This is a genomic window from Alteromonas stellipolaris (assembly GCF_001562115.1).
Lineage (GTDB): Bacteria > Pseudomonadota > Gammaproteobacteria > Enterobacterales > Alteromonadaceae > Alteromonas > Alteromonas stellipolaris.
In genome coordinates, this window is sequence record NZ_CP013926.1 from 492,730 (window position 1) to 517,898 (window position 25,169).

Here is a 25,169-nt window from a genome sequence, read left to right on the forward strand (position 1 = left end):
ATAGCTTCTTAATCTTCTTCTATTGTTATTAAACCACTCTGGCGGACAATTGTACAAAAGATTGAGGCATTAACGTAAATCGGCATAGTGATTTTACCTAATAGTGATTATTGCACTAGCCCCTAGTTTCCCCCACAATAGAAACATTGAAGGCTTAATAAAAAGTCCTACTTTGTGGTTAAACTCTTCCACATAAACACGCCGTTCGTTAACGCTGCCACCTGTCTAAAAACTAAAGGCTTTGCATTAACGCTGAATTGTGAAAATAACAAAACGAAAAAATTATCATGAGCGACGAGATTATTATTAACCGCGACGGTGTAGAACAACTGCCTTTAAGGCGCTTTACCGAAGACGCTTACTTAAATTATTCCATGTACGTCATCATGGACCGTGCCCTGCCTCATATTGCCGATGGTCTAAAACCCGTACAAAGACGCATTATATACGCTATGTCTGACTTAGGACTGAGCGCCAATGCAAAGTATAAAAAGTCGGCCAGAACGGTAGGGGATGTATTAGGTAAGTTTCATCCTCATGGCGATTCCGCGTGTTATGAAGCAATGGTTTTGATGGCGCAGCCCTTTTCTTACCGCTATCCGCTAGTCGATGGGCAAGGAAATTGGGGGGCACCGGACGATCCTAAATCTTTTGCTGCCATGCGATACACCGAGGCTAAACTTTCTCGTTTTTCAGAAGTATTGCTGGATGAATTAGGCCAAGGCACCGTTGATTGGACGCCTAATTTCGATGGCACATTAGAAGAGCCTTGTGTGTTACCCGCTCGATTGCCGCATATCTTGCTTAATGGCGTAACGGGTATTGCTGTTGGTATGGCCACAGACATTCCGCCACATAATGTACGTGAATTAGCTTATGCCTGTGCCATGTTGCTCGATAATAGCAAAGCAGAGCTTAGCGATGTGTTAGAGCATGTTAACGGACCGGATTACCCTACCGAAGCTGAAGTTATTACGCCTAAAGCTGATATTCGTAAGCTGTATGAAACCGGCCGCGGCTCAATTAAAATGCGCGCGGTGTTCCACGAGGAAAATGGCGATATTGTTGTCACGGCTCTACCTCACCAAGCTTCAGGCGGAAAAATTCTAGAGCAAATTGCTGGGCAGATGCAGGCTAAGAAGCTGCCGATGGTAAGTGACTTGCGCGACGAGTCAGACCACGAAAATCCTACCCGTTTAATTATCACTCCGCGTTCAAACCGTATCGATACCGCGCAGTTAATGCAGCATTTATTTGCAACTACGGATTTAGAAAAGAACTATCGCGTAAACCTAAACATGATTGGTTTGGACGGTCGCCCTAAAGTAAAAGACCTTCGTACTATATTATCTGAATGGTTGGTTTACCGAAAAGAGACAGTTACCCGTCGCCTTCAATACCGCTTAGACAAAGTACTCGCTCGCTTACATATTCTTGAAGGTTTGCTCATTGCCTTTTTGAATATCGACGAAGTTATCGAGATTATTCGTACTTACGAAAAACCCAAGCAAGAATTAATCTCTCGGTTCTCGCTTAGCGATAAGCAGGCAGAAGCAATACTAGAATTAAAGCTTCGTCATTTAGCCAAGCTTGAAGAAATGAAAATTAAGGGTGAGCAAGACGAGCTGGCAGCAGAGCGTGATAAATTGCAAACCTTGTTAGGCTCAGATCGCCGCTTGAAAACCCTTATCAAGAAAGAAATTTTAGCCGATGCTGAAAAGTATGGTGATGATAGGCGTTCACCTATTGTTGAGCGCGGTGAAGCAAAAGCGTTATCTGAAAAAGAACTTGTGCCAGCCGAATCGGTTACCGTGGTGTTATCGGAAAAAGGTTGGGCACGTTGTGCTAAAGGCCATGACATTGATGCCGAGGGATTAAGCTACAAAGCGGGTGATGGCTATCTATCAAGCGCAGAAGGGAAAAGTAATCAGCCTGCGGTATTTATGGATACCTCGGGGAGAACTTTTTCCTGCGATGCCCATGGTTTGCCATCGGCGCGGAGTCAAGGAGAGCCGCTTACAGGACGTTTTGCCTTGGTAGGTGGAGAGTCATTCGAGCACGTCATTATGGCATCAGACGAGGCTAAATTTTTAGTTGGCTCAGACGCAGGTTACGGGTTCGTTGGTACATTCAAAGACATGGTGAGCAAAAATAAGGCGGGGAAAGCGTACCTTTCTTTACCTACAGCGGCCAAAGTGATGAAACCTAAGCCTGTGACTAACCCTGAATCAGATTGGTGTTTAACCATTTCTAACGAAGGGCGTATGTTGTTGTTCCCACTTAAAGACTTACCAAGCTTAGGTAAAGGAAAAGGGAACAAGCTAATTAATATTCCTGGTGCCAAAGCGCAATCCCGCGAAGAGTTTGTGACTGTATTGGCTGTAGTGCCTGATGGGGCTTCATTAAAAGTGACGGCGGGTAAACGTAATATGACCTTATCTGCTTCAGATTTGGAACACTATTATGGAGAGCGAGGACGTAGAGGAAACAAATTACCTCGAGGTTTACAGCGGGTTGATGGTGTTGAAGTGGTACAAAGTCAAAGCGCCCCAAGTGATGATAGTCCTGAGGGCCAGGACAGCGATATTTCCTAAACAATGGTTGTCGTTGGGTGGGACTGAACTACACTATTATTAATCGTATAAGGAGACCGTATGTTAGGGATTGTATTTACTTCGCTTATAGACATGCTAGAAGAAAAGGTATCGCCTGAATTTGCTGACGAAGTGATTGTAGAAGCTGAGTTAACTAATGATGGTGCCTATACTGCGGTCGGCTATTACCCTTTCGAAGAAATGCAGAAAATTTTATCTATTCTTGCCGCGAAAACGGGCAAATCGGTCAATGAACTGCTGTACGATTTTGGGGTTTACCTTTTTGGCAAATTGGCGGCAGTACATGGCAATGTACTTGCCGACACGAAAGACATTTTGCAGTTGCTAGAACACCTAGATGGTGACATTCATGTTCAAGTACGAAAACTTTACCCTGATGCCGATTTACCGCGGTTTACCGTTATATCTAGAACTGATACTGGTATGCGCTTGCGCTACTTCTCTGAACGAGAGTTATACCCCCTTGCTGAAGGGCTAATGGATGCCGCAGCGATGCATTTCGATTGCACTCTAGAGCGTGAAACTCATCAAATGTCATTCCCTCATACGTACGAATTTAGTATTCAGGTTGTGTAGCCGGTGGGCGCCAATCTAGTTCCTCTAGAGAAAAAACTACAAAGCTTAGAAAGGCGGCTTCAGCGTGAAAAAGCGGCCAGAGAAAACGCTGAATCCTTGCTGCTGCTAAAGTCTGACGAGCTATATAACTCACTACTTTTCAGTCAGCAATCACTGAAAAAATTAGAGCTCGCGTTGTGGGCATCGCAAGAGTCATTTTGGGATTGGCAAGCAAGCCATGACATCATTGATATTCGAGCGTTTTCGCTCAATTCAGAAAGCGAATCTACCTGGTCAGGAACGCCAATCGACTTAATGGCGTTAGTGCATGAAGACGACTTGGAAAACTTACAGTTTCAATGGTCGATGGCGCTTCATGGAGGCCGCGAACGCATAGAGCTTTCCTTTCGTATGAGCATACAAGGTCAGTTGCAATGGGTTCGTTTGAGGGGGCGTGTGCTTAAGCGTGGCGTTAGCGGTGAAGCCTTGCAAATAGTGGGCACCACCAGAGACATTACGCAGCTAAGGCAGGCAGAGCAATCCTTCCAGCTAATGGCATCAGCCTTTGCTAATTCCCGCGAACCCATGTTGGTATTGTCACCTAGCTTGAGCATAAATGAGTGTAATGAAGCGTTTGTGAAGTTAGTGGGCGCGCCAGATAAGATGGCTTGTATCAATCTCAATCTCAATGATTTGCTGATAGGGGAAAAAGTTAATACGAACAGCCTGCAACACAACAAACAGCTTAGGTTTGAATCTGTTATTGTGCCTAGAGTAGGTAAAAACACACCGGTAGATATTTCAGTATCAGTTTTTGATAATTATCTACAAGCCCAGTCGTCGCTCATAGCTACTATGCGGGATATTAGTGAACGTAAACGCAATGAAGCTCGCTTAAAGCAACTTGCCCTTTATGATGAGTTGACAGGGCTCAATAATCGCAGCGCCCTGCGAGATATTTTTCAACACCTTTTCGACAGCCAAACCGATTTTTTAGTGGTGTTTATCGACCTTGATGGGTTCAAAGCTATTAATGATACCGCTGGGCACGAGAAAGGAGATACCGAACTTCAGCGTGTTGCCGCATTACTTACCGCTGCTTTCGGTCCGCACGGGGATGTGGCGCGGTGGGGAGGCGATGAGTTTATCGCTGTACTTCCAAGGCAACATATTGACTGGGCGGTGGAAAAATCCGAAGCGCTTATTGGCCTCATAGAAGAAGATGTTGTGGTGACCAAAAAGGTCGAATTAAAACTGTCAGCAAGTATTGGTATTGCCAAATTCCCCAAAGACAATGACAGTATTGAAGGCGTTGTCCAATGTGCAGATGCAGCGATGTATCACGCCAAAAAGCTTGGTAAAGGCCAAGTGAATGTGTACGAAGAAGGGCTTTACGAGAGAATGTCGCAACAGGTCAGTATGGTGAACGACTTGCGTAAGGCTATCGAAAACAATTTACTCGATTACTATATTCAAGGTAAGTATGACTTGCAGGGTAATTTGAAAGGCGGAGAAGTACTTTGTAGGTGGATATCTGGGTTACACGGTGTTGTGCCTCCTGTGGTATTCATTCCTATCGCTGAAGAGCACGACCTAGACCGCCAGATTGGCTTGCAAGCGCTGGAAGCTGCATGTGACTACATCGCCATGATGGAAGCGCAGCAAGGAGAAAGCATACCGCTTTCAATTAATATCAGCGTTAACCAAATGCTCGACACCGAATTCCCCGCTCAAGCCACCAAAATTTGTGATGACTGTTCAGTGCGCACTGACATGATTGAACTTGAGCTCACCGAGTCTATTTTTATCCGTGATGAAAAAGCTGCGCTTGTTGCGCTAAATAGTCTGCGTGAAGTCGGCTTCCGCCTTTCACTAGACGATTTTGGCAGTGGGTTTTCTTCCCTAAGTTATCTTAAGAATTTTCATTTTGAAGTCGTTAAAGTGGACAGGAGCTTGGTGAAAGATATTCACAATAACAGTAAAGCAAATGCGCTTTTTTGTGGTTTGGTGGCTATGCTTAACCGGTTACAGATTGAAATTGTGGTGGAAGGGGTCGAGCAGGAGTCATACTTGCCTTTTATGGAAAATGCAGACGTGAACCTAATGCAGGGTTTTTATTTCGATAAACCTATGCCCTATGATCAGTTCCTTGCAAGGCATACGAACCCGTCAGATACTTTTCCTGACAGAAAATAAAAGGGCTTTCGCCCTTTTATTTATCGCATATCAGTTCTTACTTTTCGTTCAATACCCGCTAATTTAACGCGTAAATAACTCAACTGGCGTTAGTGCTTTCAAAAATCTTATCTGCAGACGCTGCCACAAAACCTTGGTAACGCTTGCCATTAGGCATGTTATAACGCTGAGCAAATTCGTAAAAACAGCTAGGAATAGCAGCGGTCTCATCGGAAAAATTCACAGGAGCGCGGTCGGCCATAGTAGAAGACTGTGCAAGGAAGACTTCAGGTCCGCCTTTTATTTCGCCGCCAGAGGTATTTAGCACAAAACCGGCATCTTTAAGACGCGCATTTACGTCTGAAAGCTCATCAGTTTGCCCTAAATGATTAACGCTAACCGTGAAGTGATTGGCGCAAAATCCCCATGCCGCCAACCATGCTGCATATTCTGACTCATCTAGCAGGGCATCATAATCGGCTTTACTGATATCCCAGTGACGGCCTGAATAAAGGAAGTTGTCAGCAGTCACTACATCCGCATCCATTTGTGCTACGAGCTTTTGAATTATAGCTTGTGCATTGTCAGACAGTTCGTTCACTCTCAACTCACTGATGAAAACTTTTGGTTTTGTATCATCAGGGTGTTCGAAGTGCTTAGCGGTTAGCTTCTTCGCTTCAAAATTGTAATCACCCATTTCGGTATACCCGAGGGCAAGAAAGTGAGCAGCCAATTTTTCAAGCGCGGTTTTATCTAATGCAAAGGTTCTAAAAGCAACATGATCGTTAACTATGTTATTCGTGCTTTCTTCATCGGCAAGAAGGGCATGGATTTTGTGAGCTGAAGGGGTAATTGCAACATAATCGTCCCACATATTGGCAAAGAGCGTATCGATATTGTTATGCATGGCGTGTGTCCTATAAATAAAGCCGCTATTAATAGCGGCTTTGAATGTAGTGGTGTAATTAAAGTGTTAGGCCTGGGCTTAACTTACCCGGCAAGGTTACTTTTTCAAGCTCTACCGAGGCGACTGGAAACGCACAGTAGTCGGCGGCATAAAATGCACTAGCGCGATGGTTTCCACTTTCACCAATGCCACCAAAGGGTGCTGCACTGCTTGCACCCGTAATAGGGCGGTTCCAGTTAACGATGCCTGCACGAATACGTGCAAAGAAATAGCGGTAGTCTTCTTCGCTATCTGCTAGCAATCCTGCCGATAAGCCAAAGCTTGTATTGTTCGCTTCTTCAATTGCGTTATCAAAGTCGGTGTAGCGAATAACCTTAAGCAATGGGCCGAAGTGCTCTTCATCAGGCAATTCAGATAGCATGTCAGTTACATCAATAATACCTGGTGTGGCGAAACCCTTTTGGTTATCAGGCTGTTCTAATCGCAACAACACCTTGCCGCCTAGAGCTTCAAGTTCTTGCTGCGCTTTAACCATAGATGCTGCAGCGTTTGCTGAAATCATTGCCCCCATGAAAGGCTGATCGTCGGCATCATAGTCATCAATTTTGATATTCTTAGTGACTTCAAGCAGACGAGCTAATGTGGCATCACCTTGAGCATTGGCAGGTAAAAACAAACGGCGCGCACAAGTACAGCGTTGACCCGACGTAATAAAGGCTGATTGCACGATATCGTGAACCGCACCATCAATATCGGCAACATCTTTCACAATTAACGGATTATTTCCGCCCATTTCAAGAGCCAAAATTTTACCTGGGTGTCCTGCAAATTGTTCGTGCAAAATTTTGCCAGTGCGTGAACTTCCGGTAAAGAATAACCCATCTATACCGTTGTGCGACGCTAGTGCTTTACCGGTTTCAACTTCACCTTGAACCAGGTTAAGTACGCCGGCAGGCAAGCCTGCTTGTTCCCATAGCTTGACCATTTCTTCGGCAACCATAGGGGTAAGATCGCTAGGTTTAAATACCACGGTATTACCTGCAATAAGCGCTGGTACAATGTGACCATTAGGCAAGTGGCCAGGGAAATTGTACGGGCCGAATACTGCTACAACACCATGGGCTTTATGGCGAATGAAAGCTTTACCTACAGGCATAGGGTTTTCAACATTGCCGGTACGCTCAAAATAAGCTTTTTCAGAAATAGCGATTTTACCCATCATGGCACCCACTTCTGTGGCGGTTTCCCACTCTGGTTTGCCGGTTTCTTTTGCTATTACTTTAGCTAGGTGCGCTTTCGCTTCGCCTAGCTTTTCGCCGTAAACTTTAATAATGTTTAAGCGTTCTTCAACCGTCATCATTCCCCAAGCTGGAGCCGCAGCGCGAGCTGCTTTTACCGCTAAGTCAATCTGGCTAGGGGAGGCTGACTTACCCTCCCAAATAACTTGGTTTTTAGCTGGGTCGATTGAGGCTAAGTCGTGCCCTTCACCGGTAACCCATTGTCCGTCGATAAAATGTGTGTGTAACATAAAAAGTGTCCTTCAATTAGTCTCTGAACTTTACAGGTGCAAGACGAACATGGTCGCCTTCTTGCACATTCAGAGCGGCTGCAGCCTGACGCGAAAGCACGGCAATATTTTGCTCTTCATTAACACCTATTTCGGTGGCTACCGCGCGAAAATCTGCAACAGAGGTGTTTATGATGTAATGGGTTTGACCTTGTGCGGCCGCTGCATCATCAATAACAATTGGCATTTTTAAGCTAGATTGCGCCGTTCGGATATGGCTGAGGTTGGCCTCTACCGTAGGGCCCGCATCAAAAATATCAACGTAACCGCGACAGCTAAACCCTTCACCTTCAAGCAACTGCAAGGCGGGGCGGGTTTTTTCATGAACCTGTCCAATAACCGCCTGTGCTTCTTTGCTCAATAGATTGACGTAAATAGGGTATTTAGGCATCAGCTCTGCAATAAATACCTTATTGCCAATACCGGTAAGGTAATCAGCAGTAGGGAAGTCCATCGAGAAAAAGTGGGTTTCAAGCCATTCCCAAAAAGGCGAACGACCTTTTTCATCACTCACACCACGCATCTCGGCAATGACAGTTTCAGAAAAGCGCTCACGGTGCTCCATCATAAATAAGAAGCGGACTTTCGATAGAAAACGGCCGTTAATGCCACCACGGGCCTGCTCTCTTAAAAACAGTGTACAAATCTCAGTTACGCCCGTGTAGTCATTACAAAAGGTGAGAATTTCAACCGTATTGTGAATGTTTAGCTCGCGAGAGGCGTGCACCACTTTACTCAAATGATAGTGGTAAAACGCATCATCAATACCTACAGCTGCTTCAATACCTGACGTGCCTACTACTTCACCGGTTGTCGTATCTTCCATAACAAAAAGGTACGACTCATCACCGGGTTGGGTCACGTTAGCTTTAGTGAAAGCTTCTTGCGCACGGTCGACTTTTCTATGCAGCAGATCATCGTTAACTGGTAAGGAGGTAAACCCGATACCTGACTCTACAGCAATGTCGTACAAGGCCTTGTAATCAGCTTGTGTAATAGGGCGAATTATATTCATGTTCGCTACTCGCTAATTTGGCGTTTATTCGGCGTTCACAACAGCGGCAACGGCACGTTCAAATCGGGCTAAGCCTTCTTTGATATCTTCATCAGGAATAACCAGTGAAGGGGCGAAACGAATAACATTAGCACCGGCAATTAAGCACATAAGGTGCTCTTTTGTTGCTGCCATCATAAAGTCGCGAGCGCGGCCTTGGTATTTTTCGTTTAACGCGCAACCAAGCAACATACCTTGTCCACGTACTTCAGAAAATACGTCATATTTGTCGTTAATGACTGTAAGTAGCTCACGGTACAAGGCTTCTTTGTGTAACACGCCTTCAAGTACTTCAGGCTGATTAACAATATCAAAGGCTTTTTCAGCCACGGCGCAGGCTAGTGGATTACCACCGTAAGTACTGCCGTGAGTCCCCGCTTTTAAATGCGCGGCAATCGCGGTTGTCGTTAACATGGCACCAATAGGGAAACCACCGCCTAACGATTTTGCGGTAGTTAAAATGTCAGGTGTTACACCTAAGCCCATGTAAGCATATAAGTGACCAGTACGACCAACACCCGATTGCACTTCATCAAAAATAAGTAAGGCATTGTGCTTATCACACAACTCACGCACACCTTTGATAAATTCAACATCAGGAGAGATGATTCCGCCTTCGCCTTGAAGTGGCTCCATCATAACGGCACATGTGTTGTCAGAGATTAATGCTTCAAACGCGGCTAAATCGTTATAATCGCAATGCTCAACAGCGCCAGGCTTAGGGCCAAAACCATCAGAATATGCGGCTTGTCCACCAACGGTTACGGTAAAGAAAGTACGACCGTGGAAACCTTTGTTGAAAGCGATGATTTGGTTTTTGTCTTCACCGTAGTTATCTAACGCGAAACGACGAGCTAATTTTAATGCGGCTTCATTGGCTTCTGCGCCTGAGTTAGCAAAGTATACTTTCTCTGCAAACGTGGCATTTACCAGTTTAGCCGCTAAGCGAAGTGCTGGCTCATTGGTGAATACGTTGCTCAAGTGCCACAATTTGCTGCCTTGTTCGTTAAGCGCCTTAACGAGTTCAGGGTGACAATGACCTAGTACGTTCACGGCAATACCGCCAGCGAAGTCGATGTACTCAGCACCATCTTGATCCCATACACGTGAACCTTCACCACGTACGGGTACCATGCCCGCAGGATTGTAGTTAGGCACCATCACTTCATTAAACGTTGCGCGAGTTACTGTCATTTTTGTTACCTCTGTTTTAAGCGCCTGTGTCGGTAAAATAGACCTCGAACAGGCGGAAAAATAAACGAAATTACCGATGAGTATGCCATTTTTTTAAGGGTTTGTCTTGTTTGTGAATGGCTGCAGCCCTTTATATACAAGGACTCTGGCTTAATTTGCAGGAAAAGTGAATAACTATTTACTACTAAGCCATATTGTTTAGGAATAGTGTAATTAAAAGGTGAATTAGGTGTGTAATCTCACAGCCAGAGCGCGTTGATCTGGTGTGGGTCAAATAAGGGTAAAAGAAGATATTTGGCTACTTTGCATGAATATCCACAAAAAATTAGCTGTTTTCTTCTTCCCGAGATAATGGAAGGGTGAAAATATCAACAGATCTTAGTTGTTCCAATGCACCTGATGGATACTCCTGCTCCTTAATCATTGGTTTTACCTCTGGCACTTCAACCATGCGTGATTGGTGTAACATTCTTACCTTCGAATAAGTGCGAGCTTGATGTAGAAGCTTGGGCATGGAGCCTACTTCACAGGGTTCTCTGGTGGCACATTGGCGCATCGCATCACCAATAAATAAGCGTTTCAACATCATGTTTTCAATGAGATCAGCGGATACCGCATCGGCATATTCATCTTGTAATGCAATCAGGTAATTTGCCGACGGCGCCAGCTTTAACAACGCTTCATGGCGCATGCGCTCTTTGTCTTTTTGGCTTTCGTTTAACAGGTGAAGCTGCACCTTATCGAATAACTTGAAGTACAATCGGATGATGGCACATCGACCTAATTGACTGAGCATGCCGAAACTATAAGCCTGAATCGGGTTCAGCTTGTAGTGTGGCGCAAGATGCCTAGCCGCGACCGCCGTGCCGTGCGCAAACTGAGTGAGTTTAAGTTTGATGCAAGGGTATGGGTCGGTTACCTGAGGCATGGCGCGTTTTACAACAAGAGAAGGAATTAGCAGGCGTAAATTCTCAATGCCTAAAAAGCTAAGCGCCGTCCTGAAGGTTTCAACCACGATTACCCGGCCTTTGGAATCTCGTCTTCTAAAAGCGGGAGAGTTCACGACTTGCATCAACTCGTCATAAAGCCAAGGTAAATTAGTTGCAATAGGTTCTAGTTTTGATACCGACGCCGCGCGAACCGAAAGCGCATCGAGTAATGCACCAGTGTCGTCACTTAAATTCAATGTGTTGTTGAATACGTCTGAGGTAAACGATAACTGCTCGGTAAGCTCACCTAATAACACTTCATGTAAGTAATGGTTAACAGTTTCGGTATATGAAGCATCAGACTGTGCTTTTAGGCGTTTATTCTCTATAGCGACTTTTTCGACGTGAAGTAATTGTCTGCGGGCGTCACCTTGTTCGGATTGCTCAAAGCTGACTTCACCAGGACCACGTTTTCCCAGCATTTTCATCGCGAGTTCTGGAGAGATTAATAGGCTCTCAAAGCGCTCATCGATAGGCGGCGGGGTCGATGCTTGGGTCGTCATCTTAAAGTAGCTCCTGCTAAGTAACTGTTCGTGCGTCTGTTCATAGATGCCGTGCATTGGGTCGCCCTACTTCCTAAATATATATATTTACAAAGGCGCTTTGTTGATTAACCTATAAAAGTAAACAAAAACAACGCCAAATGCGAATAATTGCAGAACTTTTTATCGGCAGGAAGCCCTATAGCTTAAGTTTATTCTGTATCCTTGGCAGAATAAATAAGGGTTACACCCTAGGCGTTTAGAAAAGCACATAAAATATCGTGGCCATACTCGGTGAGTAAAGATTCAGGGTGAAATTGTACACCCCATATAGGGAGAGCTTTATGAGAGATCCCCATAATTTCTTTTTCCCCGTCATCAGTTACGCACCACGCATCGATATTTAAGCTTTCAGGAAAGTGGCTTTCATCAAGCACTAATGAGTGATAGCGAGTTACCGCATAACCTTGTTCAAAGCCGCTAAATAAGCCACGGTTTTTATGAAAGAGCGCGGAAGTTTTGCCGTGCTTAATTTCTTTTGCTCCAATCACTGAAGCACCAAAAACCTGACCTATGGCTTGATGGCCTAAGCACACACCAAGTAAGGGGATCTTCCCAGCAAAGTGCTTAATAGCCTCTAAGCTAATTCCCGACTCATTGGGTGTACATGGGCCTGGTGAAATCACTAAATGACTGGGTGATAAGGCTTCTATATCGGCAATAGTAAGGGCATTGTTTCTCACCACCTTAACGCATGCACCTAACTCGGTAAGGTAACGGGCAAGGTTGTGAGTAAATGAATCGAAATTATCAATTAACAGCAACACGACAACCTAACCTGTTCAATACAACGCTAATTAAGGTTTTGGAATAAAGCCAACGGCTTCATAAACCTTTTTAAGAGTTTCCTCTGCGCGGGCCGAGGCTTTTTCTGCGCCATTTCGCATCACATCGTTTAAGTAGTCACGATTGGTGCGAATATCGGCATAGCGTTGCTGAATTGGCTCTAAAAGGCCCACTACCGCTTCTGCTACGTCACCCTTCAAGTGACCATACATTTTATCTTCGTATGCCGGCACTAATTCATCTATCGATTTTCCTGTCGATAATGACAATAGGGTAAGTAGGTTTGATACCCCAGGCTTTTCTTGTGGGTTGAAGTAAATGTTTGCTTTTTCGTCTGAATCGGTTACCGCACGTTTAATTTTTTTGGTGATTTTTTTAGGATCTTCAAGCAAGCCAATGAAGTTGTTTGGGTTAACGTCAGACTTCGACATTTTCTTTTCTGGCTCTTGTAGACTCATGATACGAGCACCAAACTCAGGAATGTGAGGTTCTGGTACACGTAGAATGTCGCCATATAAGTTGTTCATACGGTTAGCGATATCACGGGTAAGCTCTAGATGTTGTTTTTGATCATCACCTACAGGCACTTTGTCAGCTTGGTACATTAGAATGTCTGCTGCCATCAATACCGGATAGCCATAAAGGCCAACATTGATATTGTTTTCGTTCTTCGCTGACTTATCTTTAAATTGCGTCATGCGATTTAGCTCACCCATTTGGGTGTAGCAATTAAGTACCCATGAAAGCTGGGCATGTTGAGGTACATGAGACTGCACGAATAAGGTGCTTTTTTCTGGGTCGATTCCGCAAGCTAGGTATAACGCCAGTCCATCTAGGCAGGCCTCAAATAATTGCTTAGGATCTTGCCTAACCGTTATGGCATGCAAATCCACTAACATGTATAGGCAATCATGATCGTCTTGCATGGAAACCCACTGCTTAAGCGCACCCATGTAATTGCCAAGGGTAAGTTGTCCAGAAGGCTGACAGCCACTTAATACAATAGGCTTGTTACTCATAATGTGTACCTGTACGTTAACGTTGTTTAGTTACGCCTTAGAAAGACGAGATAATTCAGTGCGCATGTCATCAATAACTGCGCGGTAATCGGGCTCAGAAAAAATAGCAGAACCGGCTACGAACATATCCGCGCCAGCTTCAGCAATGGCGCGAATGTTATCGACTTTTACGCCACCGTCAATTTCTATTCTTATATCGTGACCACTTTCTAACACGCGTTGCTTAACGGCGCGCACTTTATCCAATGTGCTAGGGATAAACTTTTGTCCACCAAAGCCCGGATTGACCGACATGATAAGGATATGGTGTAACTTGTCCATGACATGATCCAGATAATGCAAAGGCGTGGCAGGGTTAAACACCAACCCAGGTTTACAGCCAGCATCAATTATAAGCTGTAATGAGCGATCGATATGCTCGGATGCTTCAGGGTGAAAACTAATATAGCTGGCACCGGCATCGGCAAATTTTTCGATTAAGTCATCAACCGGCTTCACCATCAAATGCACATCAATAGGTGCAGTAATGCCATACTTTCGTAAAGCCTCGCATATCATAGGGCCAAATGTGAGGTTGGGCACATAGTGATTATCCATTACATCAAAATGAACCACATCGGCACCTGCGTTTAGTACGTTCTCTACCTCTTCTCCTAGCCGAGCAAAATCGGCAGACAGAATTGAGGGGGCAATCAAAAATGGTTTCATCGGTTTTCCCTATTTACGAGGCAATGCACGTGCTAAAAGGTGAAGTTTACCGAAAGTTGGCTTTTGAAAACAGCGCTGATTACATTACTACTTGTGTTAAAGGGAAGTAAAAATAAGGGGTTGAAAAGATTAAATTAATTGCACCGTATTGGTGAGCATGCCCATTTTTGGGGCGATTTTGTGCACTTTAACTCAACTTTAAATTTATTTTTTATTTTTCATAATTTATTTTTATTCATAAAATCAGTATTTTATGTTTATTTTGGTGGTTGTGGGTATTGCGCTTTAAGTGGGCATCACTCTTGCGTAATCCAACTCAAATATAAGAAAAATCAAGACAGAAAAATTAATTACAACAAGTTTTGGAACTTCACGGAGAACACACACATGAAATTATCTACTAAAAGCACATTGCTTGCGGTTGCTGTATCGTCAGCTTGCCTATTTACTGCGTTACCTAGTTACGCAGAAGTTACGGCTAACGCCGGCGCGACAAGTAACTACATTTGGCGTGGTTTAACGCAAACAATGAATGAAGCTGCCGTTCAGGGCGGAATTGACTACGCACACGAAAGTGGCTTTTATGCAGGTACTTGGGCATCAAACGTGAAATACGGTTCAGACGACAATTATTCGTATGAGCACGATATGTATTTTGGATTCTCTGGTGAATCTAACGATATCTCCTATGATTTCGGTTACCTTTATTACAATTATGATGCTGCAGCAAACTTCGATTTTGCTGAAGTATACGGCTCTGTTGGTATGGGTGGACTTAGCCTGACCCTTTCTGTTCTTGCTCATACCGAAGCGGATGAAGCGGATAACCGTGATTACGGTTTTGGTGAAGCGACTTATGTTTCGCTTGATTATGGTTTAGAAGTACTAAATGGTTCGGAACTAGGTTTCCATGTTGGTTATCACCAAGGTGATTTTGCGGAAGACTTCAACGGTGTAGTTGGCGGTTACGCAGATTGGGGTGTGTCTATTGCGAAAGATGGATTTAGCTTCGCAGTAACCGGTACTGATTTAGATGACAGTGGTGATGCAGATTCGTTAGATAACGATGCAGTTAAGTTCACTGTTGCTTACAGCATGGACTTCGAGCTGTAAGTTTAAAATGACTTCGAAAACAATGAATTAATTGTTGTTGATGTCTGAAATTAAAAGCCTGATGCGTACGTGTCAGGCTTTTTTTACTATTGGAAATAGTAATTATATTCATCATTAGTGAATATTATCTTGTGAGTAATAAGGTTTTATTTATAATGAAGTTCAATGCAAAATAGCGCAAGGAGTGTTCAGGATGAAAGTACTTCCATTTTATGCAGTATGCGGCATGGTTGCGCTAGTTAGCGTAGCGGTGTATCCACGTTCGGGCTCGGAAGCCTCAGTGTGCGAGTTTCAACCCTCTTCTAGTTTTAATCCTAAGTTACCTGCTAGTCATGTGCAGAATCAGTGCGCCAGAGACAGAGATGGTGTTGCTGAAGTCAGTTGGCTGTCATGGATTGCTGGAAAGTCTCCTTCATTTCAGTTTCATTTTCTCGATTTGCTTGAGTTACTTCATAATGATGACAGCAAGTAAAACAGCAAGTAGCATCGCAGTTTCCCAACAAAAGACTTATCAGTAATGAGTCAACAACCGGGTACCGGCTTCTGGTCAGTGCTTATGAGTGTTGTTGCTGGTGTGTTCGGTGTGCAAAGCCATAAAAACTATGAGCGCGATTTTACGAAAGGAACCTTCGTTAGTTTTCTGATTATTGGCATATTTTTAGTTGCCATGATGGTGGTGTCTTTAATGATGTTTGTGAAGTGGCTAACCGGTTATTAGTTATTTTTTTGCTTCAACATTTCTGCGTTGGTTTCGTTTTGGCTTTTTTACTACTGCGCTAGGCGGGAAGTACGCCAAAATTTCATCTACGGGCTTTCTTGTAGCACCATTTTGACTAATGGAGCGCTTTACCGACAACATGCTGAAATCTGCGCCCTTGTATAAGGTGCGGGTAAGTGGCAAATCATGATTCGACACCAACACGGGGATCCCCCGCTTTTTTGCGGTTCGCATTGCAAGTTCTGCTAACTTCTCTTGCGCGTCTTGTCCAAAACTGCGCGCTGCATAACTTGTAAACGCCGCTGTTTTACTGATAGGTGCGTAGGGTGGGTCACAATAAATGACATTTCCGCGGCGGGCGCGAGTAAATACTTTTTCAAAGGGTAAACAAGTGAATGTGGCTTTTTGCGCCTTCTCTGCAAACACGAACATTTCATGCTCAGGGAAGTAGGGCTTTTTATAACGCCCAAAAGGTACGTTGAACCTGCCCGCTAAACTATAGCGACATAATCCATTGTACCCATGCCTATTAAGGTATAGAAATAAAATAGCTCGGTAGTACTCGTCTTCGGTGGCATTAAATTCTTCTCGCAAAGCATAGTACATTTTCTCATCGTTACGTTCGCCGTTAAAGAAACTACGAGCGTCATGAATGATGGCATCTGGCTGCGCTTTTAAGAAGTTATACAGGTTTATAAGGTCAGGGTTGATGTCGTTCAGCAAATACCGCTTATACTGAGTATTCAGAAACACTGACCCCGCGCCTACAAACGGTTCAATAAGTTTGTTTGCTTGAGGTAACCTGGCCTGAATATGCTCTACTAGGCTGTACTTGCCACCGGCCCACTTTAAAAAGGCCCGGTTCTTTTTCTGCATCATGCGTAAACGTTACTACCTGCACGGAATAAAGACGGTTGTCATTCCGGTACTCGCCGAGTGTGGCGTTATTCTGGGGAGTGGCGCTGCAAATATCTCGCAATACCACGCTAAAGATAGATTGTATCTTTCCTCATACGATGGAACAACCATGAAACGTAAAGCTGACGGCTTTTCTTTTGTTTGAAGTTAGTACAATGAGCACAACGTACTATTATTCGCCAGCTACCAGCGCCATTTCGTCTAAAATTTGCTGTCCAAGTTTAATGAACGCTTCGTTTTTAGTCGGATAATCCGGTAGGGCAGATAACGCAGTACGAGCGTCAGTTAGTGATTTAAATGGTTGATGGAAAACCACCACATGCCAATCACCGCCATACCGTGTAGTCACATACTGTCGGGTAACGGCATACAAGTTATGTTGAGCAATAAATTGGCTAACAACGTTTTTATCTTTAATGCCTACCATCTGAATCACAAAATCGTTGGGCAAAACCATGTCAGGCTTTAAGATTTCTGTGATAGCGCTGGTAGGGGGAGTGCTGGTAGCCCTTTCACTTGTTGATCCACCATCACTTTGTGATTGCACTTGCACGCTGGCTTGTTGAGCCTTGGCGGTTTGCGTGCTTTCATTTAAAGCGGGTTTTGCCGCAACGCTATCAGGAGTGTTTAAAGTAGATGCACTATTAGCCCCTTCACTCGAGATTACTTGTTGTTGAGGCTCTTGATTGCTGATTTGCATTGGTGTGCCCGCTACCAGCGTATCAGGGTCAGAAGTGCTGTCTATCAGAGCGCTGTTTGTTACGTCGCCAGCTACTTTGCCATCTGCATCGCGATCAAGCGAGGAGACCGCACCTTTCCAGTCTGTCACGAGTTCTACGTTGCTCTCATTGTCTGGAGTTGGCGCAATAGGCTGCTCAGCTTGATTATCTGCGACTTTGCTAAAAGCAGAGCCTGGTACCACATTCTCTGACTCAGAAGGCTTAGGTTGTTGTGCAATCGGTGAAAATAACGACGATATTGAATCGCCATACTGCCAAGTAACCAATCCGCCAAAGGTCAATAAAAATACCAAGGCTATAGCTATATAGAACCCCGTAGAGGTAAGTGGGTTAGACGGGGTGGCTTCGACAGGAAGATTCCGTTTATCAAGGTGAGCTTGAAACGCTTCTCGGCGCTGGGAAATCATCCTATCTAGTTCAGATCCTTGAGGCTTTGAAGTTTGAAGGTTTGAAGAAATAGATTGGCTACTAATAAGTAATGGGGTATCGGTATTTTTGGCTGGGAGCCATTTTTTGGCATTTTCAGCCCATTTGGTTGTGGCAAATAGCAATACATTCAAATGTTGCTTGTTACCCGCGAAGCGGCTTTGTAATACCAAATCCCATAGCTCTTGAAGCAGTTTGTCGGGCATGTGCTCGGCTTGCGTTATAGCAATGAGTACTGGCCCTTCATGGCTATTAAGTGCAGACAATAATTCATTAAGAGGGCGTACGAAACTACCGACTACTTGACCTAACAACTGGCGGCACAACTGACCACGGTAGTCAGAAATTTCCATATTAGATTCAGCGGTTAAATACGCTATCTCAGTATCGTCATGCTGCTGGTAAACGAAGGCTTCAAGAGTTTGCTGTTGCTCTGCAATAGAGTCGCCACTGACAAAAACCAGTTGAGAGGAATAATTAACTAAATACTCAAGACGTTCATGCAATTCACTGTGCATGCGCAATAACCCCATAAAGCCCAATACCTGTGTAAAGGGCTAGCAAATAAAACGAATGTAGGTGTTAGTTAGGTTTGCCAGTATACGGCTAGCGTAGAATTTTAGTAAGAATATCGTCAGTGACGTCTTTAGTGACAACTGCATTGCCCATATTCTTAGGAAGTACAAAACGAATATTACCGGCTTCTACTTTTTTGTCGCGCTTCATATGCTTTACATAATCTGCTTTACTCATTGTGCTAGGCCCTTCCACTGGAAGTGAAAATGCCTCAAAGAGTGAACGTACGCGACGAGTTTCTGACGCTGTAAACCAACCTAACTGCTCTGCAGCTACACAAGCAATTATAGTACCAGCTGACACAGCTTCGCCATGTAACCAGTTACCATAGCCTTGTTCAGCTTCAATGGCGTGACCAAAGGTGTGACCTAAGTTTAAAATAGCTCTCAGGCCGCCTTCACGTTCATCTTTAGCAACCACTTCCGCTTTAATTTCACAGCAGCGTTTAATGGCAACATTGAGGGTTGATTCATCAAGCTGTTTTAGTGCTTGCTCATTCGCTTCAAGCCAAGAGAAAAAGGCTTCATCATAAATGATGCCGTATTTTATGACTTCCGCCATACCAGCAGAGAACTCACGGGGAGGTAGCGTAGACAGTGATTTGGTATCAATAGCGACCAAGATTGGCTGATAAAAAGCGCCAATCATGTTTTTGCCCAAGGAGTGATTAACCGCGGTTTTACCACCTACAGAAGAATCTACTTGTGAAAGTAGGGTAGTGGGCACTTGAATAAAGGGTACGCCGCGTTGATATGTTGCAGCCACAAAACCACACAAATCGCCAATAACACCACCACCTAATGCAATAAGGGTGGTATCTCGAGCCGCGTTGAGTTCAAGCAAGCGGGTCATGACTACCTCGAATTGCTCGAGGTTTTTATATTGTTCACCGTCAGGCAATACAATGGTTTCAATTTGCTTGCTACCACATGCCGCTTTCACGGTATCAAGATATAATGGCGCAACAGTTTCATTGGTGACAATAACCACCAATGGACCTTTTATATAAGGCACAAAAAGGCCAGGCTGCTTGAGCAACCCAGCCTCAATATGTATAGGGTAGCTACGTTCGCCAAGTTCCACAGTTAAGGTTGACATGGGCGTAGCACCTCCTAATTATTTTATTTATAAACCGATTTTACTAATGATCTGATTTGCCACTGCACGAGCAGATTGGTCATCAGTATCAACTACATAATCTGCAACTTCTTCGTAAAGAGGATTACGCAAATCTGCTAGATCGCGAAGTACTTGCTCCGGATCGTCGTTTTGAAGCAAAGGGCGACGCTTATCGCGCTGTGTTCGAGCAACTTGCTTATCAATCGTAGTTTGCAAGTAAACAACAATGCCTCGTGCAGACAAACGATTACGTACTGCTTTGGTTACAATTGAACCGCCGCCAGTGGCAAGCACGATACCCTGCTTGTCTGTTAAATCATTGATGATGTTTTCTTCACGTGCACGGAATCCATCTTCGCCTTCAAGGTCGAAGATCCAGGCGATATCAGCACCAGAACGGCGCTCTATTTCCTGATCGGAGTCATAAAAATCCAGGTGAAGTTCGTCTGCCAGGTGTCTACCGATGGTACTTTTGCCAGCACCCATTGGGCCAACCAAAAAGATATTACGTTTTTCAGCCATATTTGCTTATATCACAACTTTATCATGTTAGGGGCATGCACTGTTGCCTTACCAGCCTACCCATTGACTCGTGCTTATTTAATGTCCAATAAGCACTACTCCTTTAACCTCGCTAAAATTTCGAGACCGCGATTATCTCAGTTTCTAACAAGCCCTTGCAAGTATTGTTGAAAACAATTAGCACTATAATGTAAATACAGGGGGATTGCAGTACCAGAAAACGCAAAAAGCGGACTGCTCTCAGCCCGCATTTTACCTTGAATAATAGCTTGTTACGGTTTTTCTGTAATTATTTTCGGTGTTACAAATATAAGTAGCTCACGTTTCTCTTGAAACTCCGATGTATTGCGAAACAGCACACCTAAAAACGGCAGGTCACCAAATAATGGTACTTTTGATACGTTATCGGTACTCGTTTGCTGGAAAATACCGCCTAATACTATGGTTTCGCCGTTTTCTACCAAGACCTGAGTTTTGATTTCTTGCGTATCAATGGCAACGGCATCACCGGTAGAAGTAGACACTGTTTCACCACGCGTATCTTGCGTCACCACTAAATCCAAAATAATGCGATTATCTGGCGTAATTTGCGGTGTTACGCGAAGCGACAATACCGCTTTTTTGAATTCAACCGAAGTTGCGCCACTTGAGGTGGCTTGAACATAAGGTATTTCGGTTCCTTGTTCAATGTAGGCTTCTTGTTGGTTCGCCACGGTAATGCGTGGGCTAGCGATAATCTCACCTTTGTTTTCAGACTCAAGTGCAGATAGCTCTAAATCTAATATGGTGCCATCAACCAAGCTTGCGATTTGAAAGCCAATAGTGCCCGTTGCACCAGAAACCGGAAGGTTTACGTTTAGTCTGTCGTCAATACTCGGAATAGAGCCACCTGCAATAGCTTCAGCCCCTTCAATACTCCCTGAAACACCACTGTCACTTTCTCTATCGCTTAAGCCCCAGCGAACACCTAGCTCTTCATCCACGTTATCAAGTACGGTAACCATTCTGCTTTCAATTAATACTTGTTTAACTGGGATATCCAGCGCATCAATCATTTTTCTTGCTTCATCAATGGAAGGTAACGTATCTCGAATAAGCATAGTGTTAGTGCGTTCATCCACGGTAACTGTCCCGCGCTCAGATAAAATGCCGCCTTCTGAAGATTTCAAAATAGTCGCCAGATTGGCTGCTTTAGCGTAATTTACCGAGATGTTGACTGTACTAAGCGGGGCTAAATCAGACACTTGCTTCTTTGACTGCAATGCCTGGGTTTCTCTGGCGGTTAGCTCTTCAGTTGGCGCAATCAACAGAATGTTACCCTCTAAGCGTTTATCTAATCCTTTAACACGCAAAATCATATCAAGGGCTTGATCCCAAGGTACACCTGATAGGCTAATAGTGACATTTCCAGTCACTGTGTCTGTGGTTACTAAGTTAAAGCCGTTAACTTGCGCGATAATTTGCAACACTTGACGTACAGGTACATCTTGAAAATCTAGCGAGATAGGGTCGCCTGTATAGGTTTTTTTGTTTTCTAACTCTTCTTGTTGCGACAAGCTCATCGGCTCAATTTTGATGCGAATGATGTTATCGTCTATCGCGTGGCGAGCTGTCACGGTATCGCTATAAAGAATCTCTATACGCGTACCTTTTTTATCTTGAAAGGTCTCAATGGTTGATACTGGCGTGGAAAACTCTGTTACGTTTAATTCAACGAGCTGACTGTCATCTAACACGCTATTAGCAAGGGTTATGGTAACCTTGCCTTGAGACTCAACGAGTTGCGGTGTAGGTGAAGCACCTTCAAAGGTGACTAACGTAACACCAATATTATTAGCTTCTCGAGTAAAGTCTATACCGGTAATTCGGGTTGAAGGAGTGTCGTCATTTGGGTCGTACAATACGGGTTCTAACGCTTTGGCGGGCGCAACATAAACCATCAATACCGTACAGATAGCAGCAAAGCCAAGCAACCAAGGCCAGCGAGAACTTCTACGATTTAAAGATTTGTTAAATAGGTAACGCTCAGCCATTATTTTTTCTCTCCTGACGTTGAGGTTTTGCTCAACGTTATCTCTTTTTTCTGCCAGCAACCTGCGCCATCAGGTATAAGCTGTTCTATTGTTAGTGAGTTTGGATTAATTTCAGTGATTTTACCGTAAAATAAACCGATGCGGCTGCCAATTTTGGCTTTATGTAGAATACCGTCATTACTGGTTACTAGCGCCCATTCAACGCCTTGGCTTTTAAAGTTTCCGGTTAACCCTAATGAGTCTAAGCCATACCTTTCCAATTTCTGCTTTGTGCGTTTAAAGTCAGGTTGAAAACAGTTTTGTTGTCGAGTTTGTGTCAGTGGTGGCGTGTTTTCTTTAGGCGAATCAAAAGGGCTAGGCAATTCGCTCGCCGAATATTCAAAGGTTTTAGGTGTAGCAAACTCAGGGTAGGGTTCAATGTTGTGAACCGCATTTTCGCTCACACTTTGCGTGTACGCCTGCAAGTCATCAAGTTTTGGCGAGCAAGCGGTTATCAAGACAACAGCAGCAAGAACTAAAAAATAGCGCATTACTTAGATCCCCCGCTTATACCGGTACTGTTTTCTGAGCGGTAGGTTTTTGCTTGCAATTGCAAGGTAAGCCCATTGCTTTCCCGTAAAATATCAAAGTCATGCAAGGTAACAATACGAGGAAGCCCAGCCACTTTAGAAACGAACTCTCCAAAATGGTGATAGCCTCCACTGACTTCAATTTCAATAGGCAGTTCGGTGTAGAACTCTTTAGGCACCTCTTGTTGCCAGTTCAATAACTTAAAGGTAAGCCCTGATGAGGTACCCACATAAGTTATATCGTCTAGCAAGCCTGGGGTTTCATTGCTGGTGGGTAGGCTTTTCAGCATGGAAGAAAAGTCATCTTCTAGCTGTGCGAGCTGCTCTCGGTACGCTTCTTTATTTACCGCAATGCGGTACTTGGCTTCGTATTGCAGCTTTAGCTCTTGTTCTTTTAATTCCGCAGCATCTAGAATAGGAAGCTTAGGGTTTATAAGTAGATAATAGCTAAGTGCACCAATTACGATTGCCACAAAGGCAGCCACCACTATACGTATTTCATTTGGCCAAATAGCAATTTGTTCAAAATCTAGTTCATTGAGTTCTTTAAGTTTTTCTACATCAAATTTCATTAGTTTGTCTCCCCTTCAGCATCTTGCTTCAACGGTGATACCGAGTCGCTAACCATGAAGGTAAGCGTGAAGGTGCTAATTGCACGAGAGGCATTGGTGTCTGCTTTTATAGAAGACAATTCAGCTCCAACAAAAACATCTGAATTATCTAATGAGCGCATGAAATCAGAAAGTCGGTTATTTGAATCGCTGATACCTTCAATTTGTAATTTATTACCTATGCGCTTCATGGATTGGAAGGTCACGCCCACAGGTACAATTTTAGCAAGCTCATCAAATATTATGGCTGCCACATTTCGGCTAGCCTGTAATTGCTCAATAAGGGCCATGCGCTGTTCAATCGCATTTTTGCTTTCTTTAATATTTTTTATATCTGCAATTTGCGCATCTAATAAGCCAATCTCTCGCTCAAGAAACTGGTTTCTTGAATTCTGGTGATTAATTTGTTGGTCGATGGCTTGACCGATAAACCAAAAAATTAACCCCATAATAGCGGCAACGGCAACTAAGGCCATTAGATACTGCTGCTTTTGATGTTGGCGTTGTTGTTCGCGCCAAGGAAGTAAGTTTACATGTGCCATGATGTGAAACTCCGGCTAGCAAGGCCTGCAGCTATAGTGAGCTGTGGGGCGATACGACGTAACCGCTGTGAATCTAACTTAGGGTTCATGGTCATGCCCAAAAAGGGGTCGAATACATCAACTTGTAGGCCTAAGTCTTGGCGTAATATGTCTACTAAAGGTTGGATAGTGGCAGCGCCGCCGCAAAGTAAAATTTTTGCAGGGCGGTCAACATGAAATGTTGTCATGTACATTTGCAATGCACGATTGATGTTCTGTTGTAAATTAGCGGCAAAGATAGGTAATACTTCATCTACCCAGCTGTTAGATGATGAATCATCCATTAATAAACGTTCGGCTTCTTCACGCTCAATCATTTGAATAGCGCTAATATCGTTGACTAAGTTATTTAGCCCGAATGCGTGTTCTTTTGTGTAGACCACGTTGCTGTTACGTACCACACTGATTTGAAGCAATGAGGCACCAACATTAACGGCACAAATGGCTTCATCTTCTACTTTTCCATTGTAGAAAAAGTCGATGGCATTCCCAATCGCGTAATTTTCAACATCAACAATTTTAGGTTCGAAATCGGCTTCGCGAGACAGCAGTAACCGGCTATCTACTAAATCTTTATGAGCAGCTGTTAATAGAACATTGACCTTGCCAGAATGGGTTTCACTGGGGCCAAGCTCTTCGAAATCCAAATAAACCTCTTCAAGGGGAAAAGGAATAAGGCTGTCGGCTTCAATTTCTATCTGGCTTTCAAGTTCATAATCATTTTGGTCGGGTTCCATATAAACGATTTTGCTGATTACCGATGTACCCGCTACCGCGACATTAGCTTGCTTTATTTTAGTTTTTAAGCTGTTACGCACTTTTTTAAGTGCTAAACTTACCGCCTCGTAATCTTTAATATCGCGCTCTGAAAAAGCAATTTTATTGATAGATTCACATGCATAGCCTTGAAGCATGTAGCCATTGACTGAATGTTCTAGCCATACCGCTTTTATTTGACGTGTGCCTATGTCTAAACCCACAATGGGAGGCATCTTTTTCTTGAACAGCGATTTCATTTACAAGTGTCCAGTTTCAATGGTAATTGCTCTAAAGTACAATATTACTCAGTTTTTATTGTGCGTATGGTTCTATTGATAACACATACGTATGAAAATATACGTCATTTTCGCAA

At 43.9% G+C, this 25,169-nt stretch carries 24 protein-coding genes; 7 read left to right on the forward strand and 17 right to left on the reverse strand.

Annotated elements, in window-relative coordinates:
- Positions 1-287: 287 nt before the first annotated feature.
- The 3 genes from parC to AVL57_RS01985 are packed head-to-tail and all read left to right on the forward strand — an operon-like array spanning position 288 to position 5,366.
- Entirely contained in the window at positions 288-2,594 is a 2,307-nt protein-coding gene (gene parC, locus AVL57_RS01975) for a DNA topoisomerase IV subunit A (protein WP_057794402.1), read from the forward strand.
- A gap of 60 nt (positions 2,595-2,654) precedes the next feature.
- Positions 2,655-3,191 carry a heme NO-binding domain-containing protein gene (locus tag AVL57_RS01980; protein WP_057794400.1) on the forward strand — a complete coding sequence of 179 codons (537 nt, stop codon included), beginning with the start codon at positions 2,655-2,657 and terminating at the stop codon, positions 3,189-3,191.
- Positions 3,192-3,194: 3 nt separating this feature from the next.
- The gene (locus tag AVL57_RS01985) at positions 3,195-5,366 is read left to right on the forward strand and encodes a putative bifunctional diguanylate cyclase/phosphodiesterase (protein ID WP_057794399.1); all 2,172 of its coding nucleotides are present in this window, start codon (positions 3,195-3,197) and stop codon (positions 5,364-5,366) included.
- Positions 5,367-5,445: 79 nt separating this feature from the next.
- Here the strand turns inward: AVL57_RS01985 and AVL57_RS01990 are convergent, their stop codons facing one another.
- The 8 genes from AVL57_RS01990 to rpe all read right to left on the reverse strand — a co-directional run bounded on the left by AVL57_RS01990 (position 5,446) and on the right by rpe (position 14,111).
- Positions 5,446-6,252: a DUF1338 domain-containing protein gene (locus AVL57_RS01990; RefSeq protein WP_057794396.1), complete on the reverse strand. Its 807-nt coding sequence runs from the start codon at positions 6,250-6,252 to the stop codon at positions 5,446-5,448.
- Between the two features lie 58 nt (positions 6,253-6,310).
- A complete protein-coding gene (astD, locus tag AVL57_RS01995; protein WP_057794394.1) occupies positions 6,311-7,780 on the reverse strand; it encodes a succinylglutamate-semialdehyde dehydrogenase in 1,470 nt (489 codons plus the stop codon).
- A 16-nt stretch (positions 7,781-7,796) separates the two neighbouring features.
- Positions 7,797-8,834 (reverse strand): arginine N-succinyltransferase, encoded by a 1,038-nt coding sequence (astA, locus tag AVL57_RS02000; RefSeq protein WP_057794392.1) that lies wholly within the window; start codon positions 8,832-8,834, stop codon positions 7,797-7,799.
- Between the two features lie 24 nt (positions 8,835-8,858).
- Positions 8,859-10,067, reverse strand: coding sequence for an aspartate aminotransferase family protein (locus AVL57_RS02005; protein WP_057794390.1), 1,209 nt, complete (start codon positions 10,065-10,067; stop codon positions 8,859-8,861).
- Between the two features lie 325 nt (positions 10,068-10,392).
- On the reverse strand, positions 10,393-11,559 hold the full coding sequence (locus AVL57_RS02010) for an HDOD domain-containing protein (RefSeq protein WP_057794387.1): 1,167 nt from the start codon (positions 11,557-11,559) through the stop codon (positions 10,393-10,395).
- Between the two features lie 230 nt (positions 11,560-11,789).
- Positions 11,790-12,365, reverse strand: coding sequence for an anthranilate synthase component II (locus tag AVL57_RS02015; RefSeq protein ID WP_057794385.1), 576 nt, complete (start codon positions 12,363-12,365; stop codon positions 11,790-11,792).
- 30 nt (positions 12,366-12,395) lie between these two features.
- The gene (gene trpS / locus AVL57_RS02020; protein ID WP_057794383.1) at positions 12,396-13,403 is read right to left on the reverse strand and encodes a tryptophan--tRNA ligase; all 1,008 of its coding nucleotides are present in this window, start codon (positions 13,401-13,403) and stop codon (positions 12,396-12,398) included.
- 30 nt (positions 13,404-13,433) lie between these two features.
- A complete protein-coding gene (gene rpe / locus AVL57_RS02025; RefSeq protein ID WP_057794381.1) occupies positions 13,434-14,111 on the reverse strand; it encodes a ribulose-phosphate 3-epimerase in 678 nt (225 codons plus the stop codon).
- Between the two features lie 387 nt (positions 14,112-14,498).
- Between rpe and AVL57_RS02030 the strand changes: the two genes are divergently transcribed.
- The 3 genes from AVL57_RS02030 (at position 14,499) to AVL57_RS02040 (ending at position 15,942) form a co-directional block, all read left to right on the forward strand.
- Positions 14,499-15,224, forward strand: coding sequence for a TorF family putative porin (locus AVL57_RS02030; RefSeq protein WP_057796408.1), 726 nt, complete (start codon positions 14,499-14,501; stop codon positions 15,222-15,224).
- Positions 15,225-15,417: 193 nt separating this feature from the next.
- Positions 15,418-15,696 (forward strand): hypothetical protein, encoded by a 279-nt coding sequence (locus AVL57_RS02035; RefSeq protein ID WP_057794379.1) that lies wholly within the window; start codon positions 15,418-15,420, stop codon positions 15,694-15,696.
- A gap of 45 nt (positions 15,697-15,741) precedes the next feature.
- Positions 15,742-15,942 (forward strand): DUF2970 domain-containing protein, encoded by a 201-nt coding sequence (locus tag AVL57_RS02040; RefSeq protein WP_057794377.1) that lies wholly within the window; start codon positions 15,742-15,744, stop codon positions 15,940-15,942.
- Here the strand turns inward: AVL57_RS02040 and AVL57_RS02045 are convergent, their stop codons facing one another.
- On the reverse strand, positions 15,943-16,821 hold the full coding sequence (locus tag AVL57_RS02045; protein ID WP_057794374.1) for a Dam family site-specific DNA-(adenine-N6)-methyltransferase: 879 nt from the start codon (positions 16,819-16,821) through the stop codon (positions 15,943-15,945).
- Here AVL57_RS02045 and AVL57_RS21155 point away from each other — a divergent pair.
- A complete protein-coding gene (locus AVL57_RS21155; RefSeq protein ID WP_138118164.1) occupies positions 16,820-17,005 on the forward strand; it encodes a hypothetical protein in 186 nt (61 codons plus the stop codon). The genes AVL57_RS02045 and AVL57_RS21155 overlap by 2 nt on opposite strands.
- Positions 17,006-17,032: 27 nt before the next feature.
- Here AVL57_RS21155 and AVL57_RS02050 read toward each other — a convergent pair whose 3' ends face one another.
- From AVL57_RS02050 to pilM, 8 genes are all read right to left on the reverse strand, one after another.
- Positions 17,033-18,559 carry an SPOR domain-containing protein gene (locus AVL57_RS02050; protein WP_232363251.1) on the reverse strand — a complete coding sequence of 509 codons (1,527 nt, stop codon included), beginning with the start codon at positions 18,557-18,559 and terminating at the stop codon, positions 17,033-17,035.
- A gap of 73 nt (positions 18,560-18,632) precedes the next feature.
- Positions 18,633-19,700, reverse strand: a complete 1,068-nt coding sequence (gene aroB / locus AVL57_RS02055; RefSeq protein ID WP_057794372.1) for a 3-dehydroquinate synthase — start codon at positions 19,698-19,700, stop codon at positions 18,633-18,635.
- A 27-nt stretch (positions 19,701-19,727) separates the two neighbouring features.
- A complete protein-coding gene (aroK, locus tag AVL57_RS02060; RefSeq protein ID WP_057794370.1) occupies positions 19,728-20,243 on the reverse strand; it encodes a shikimate kinase AroK in 516 nt (171 codons plus the stop codon).
- 272 nt (positions 20,244-20,515) lie between these two features.
- The gene (locus AVL57_RS02065) at positions 20,516-22,276 is read right to left on the reverse strand and encodes a type IV pilus secretin PilQ (protein ID WP_057794368.1); all 1,761 of its coding nucleotides are present in this window, start codon (positions 22,274-22,276) and stop codon (positions 20,516-20,518) included.
- Entirely contained in the window at positions 22,276-22,806 is a 531-nt protein-coding gene (locus AVL57_RS02070; protein ID WP_057794366.1) for a pilus assembly protein PilP, read from the reverse strand. Before AVL57_RS02070 ends, AVL57_RS02065 begins: the two co-directional genes overlap by 1 nt.
- A complete protein-coding gene (locus AVL57_RS02075) occupies positions 22,806-23,417 on the reverse strand; it encodes a type IV pilus inner membrane component PilO (protein ID WP_057794364.1) in 612 nt (203 codons plus the stop codon). The genes AVL57_RS02070 and AVL57_RS02075 overlap by 1 nt, the downstream gene beginning before the upstream one ends.
- Complete coding sequence (locus tag AVL57_RS02080; protein ID WP_057794362.1) at positions 23,417-23,998, reverse strand: PilN domain-containing protein; 582 nt, start codon at positions 23,996-23,998, stop codon at positions 23,417-23,419. Before AVL57_RS02080 ends, AVL57_RS02075 begins: the two co-directional genes overlap by 1 nt.
- The gene (gene pilM, locus AVL57_RS02085; RefSeq protein WP_057794360.1) at positions 23,986-25,053 is read right to left on the reverse strand and encodes a type IV pilus assembly protein PilM; all 1,068 of its coding nucleotides are present in this window, start codon (positions 25,051-25,053) and stop codon (positions 23,986-23,988) included. Before pilM ends, AVL57_RS02080 begins: the two co-directional genes overlap by 13 nt.
- Between the last annotated feature and the right edge of the window lie 116 nt (positions 25,054-25,169).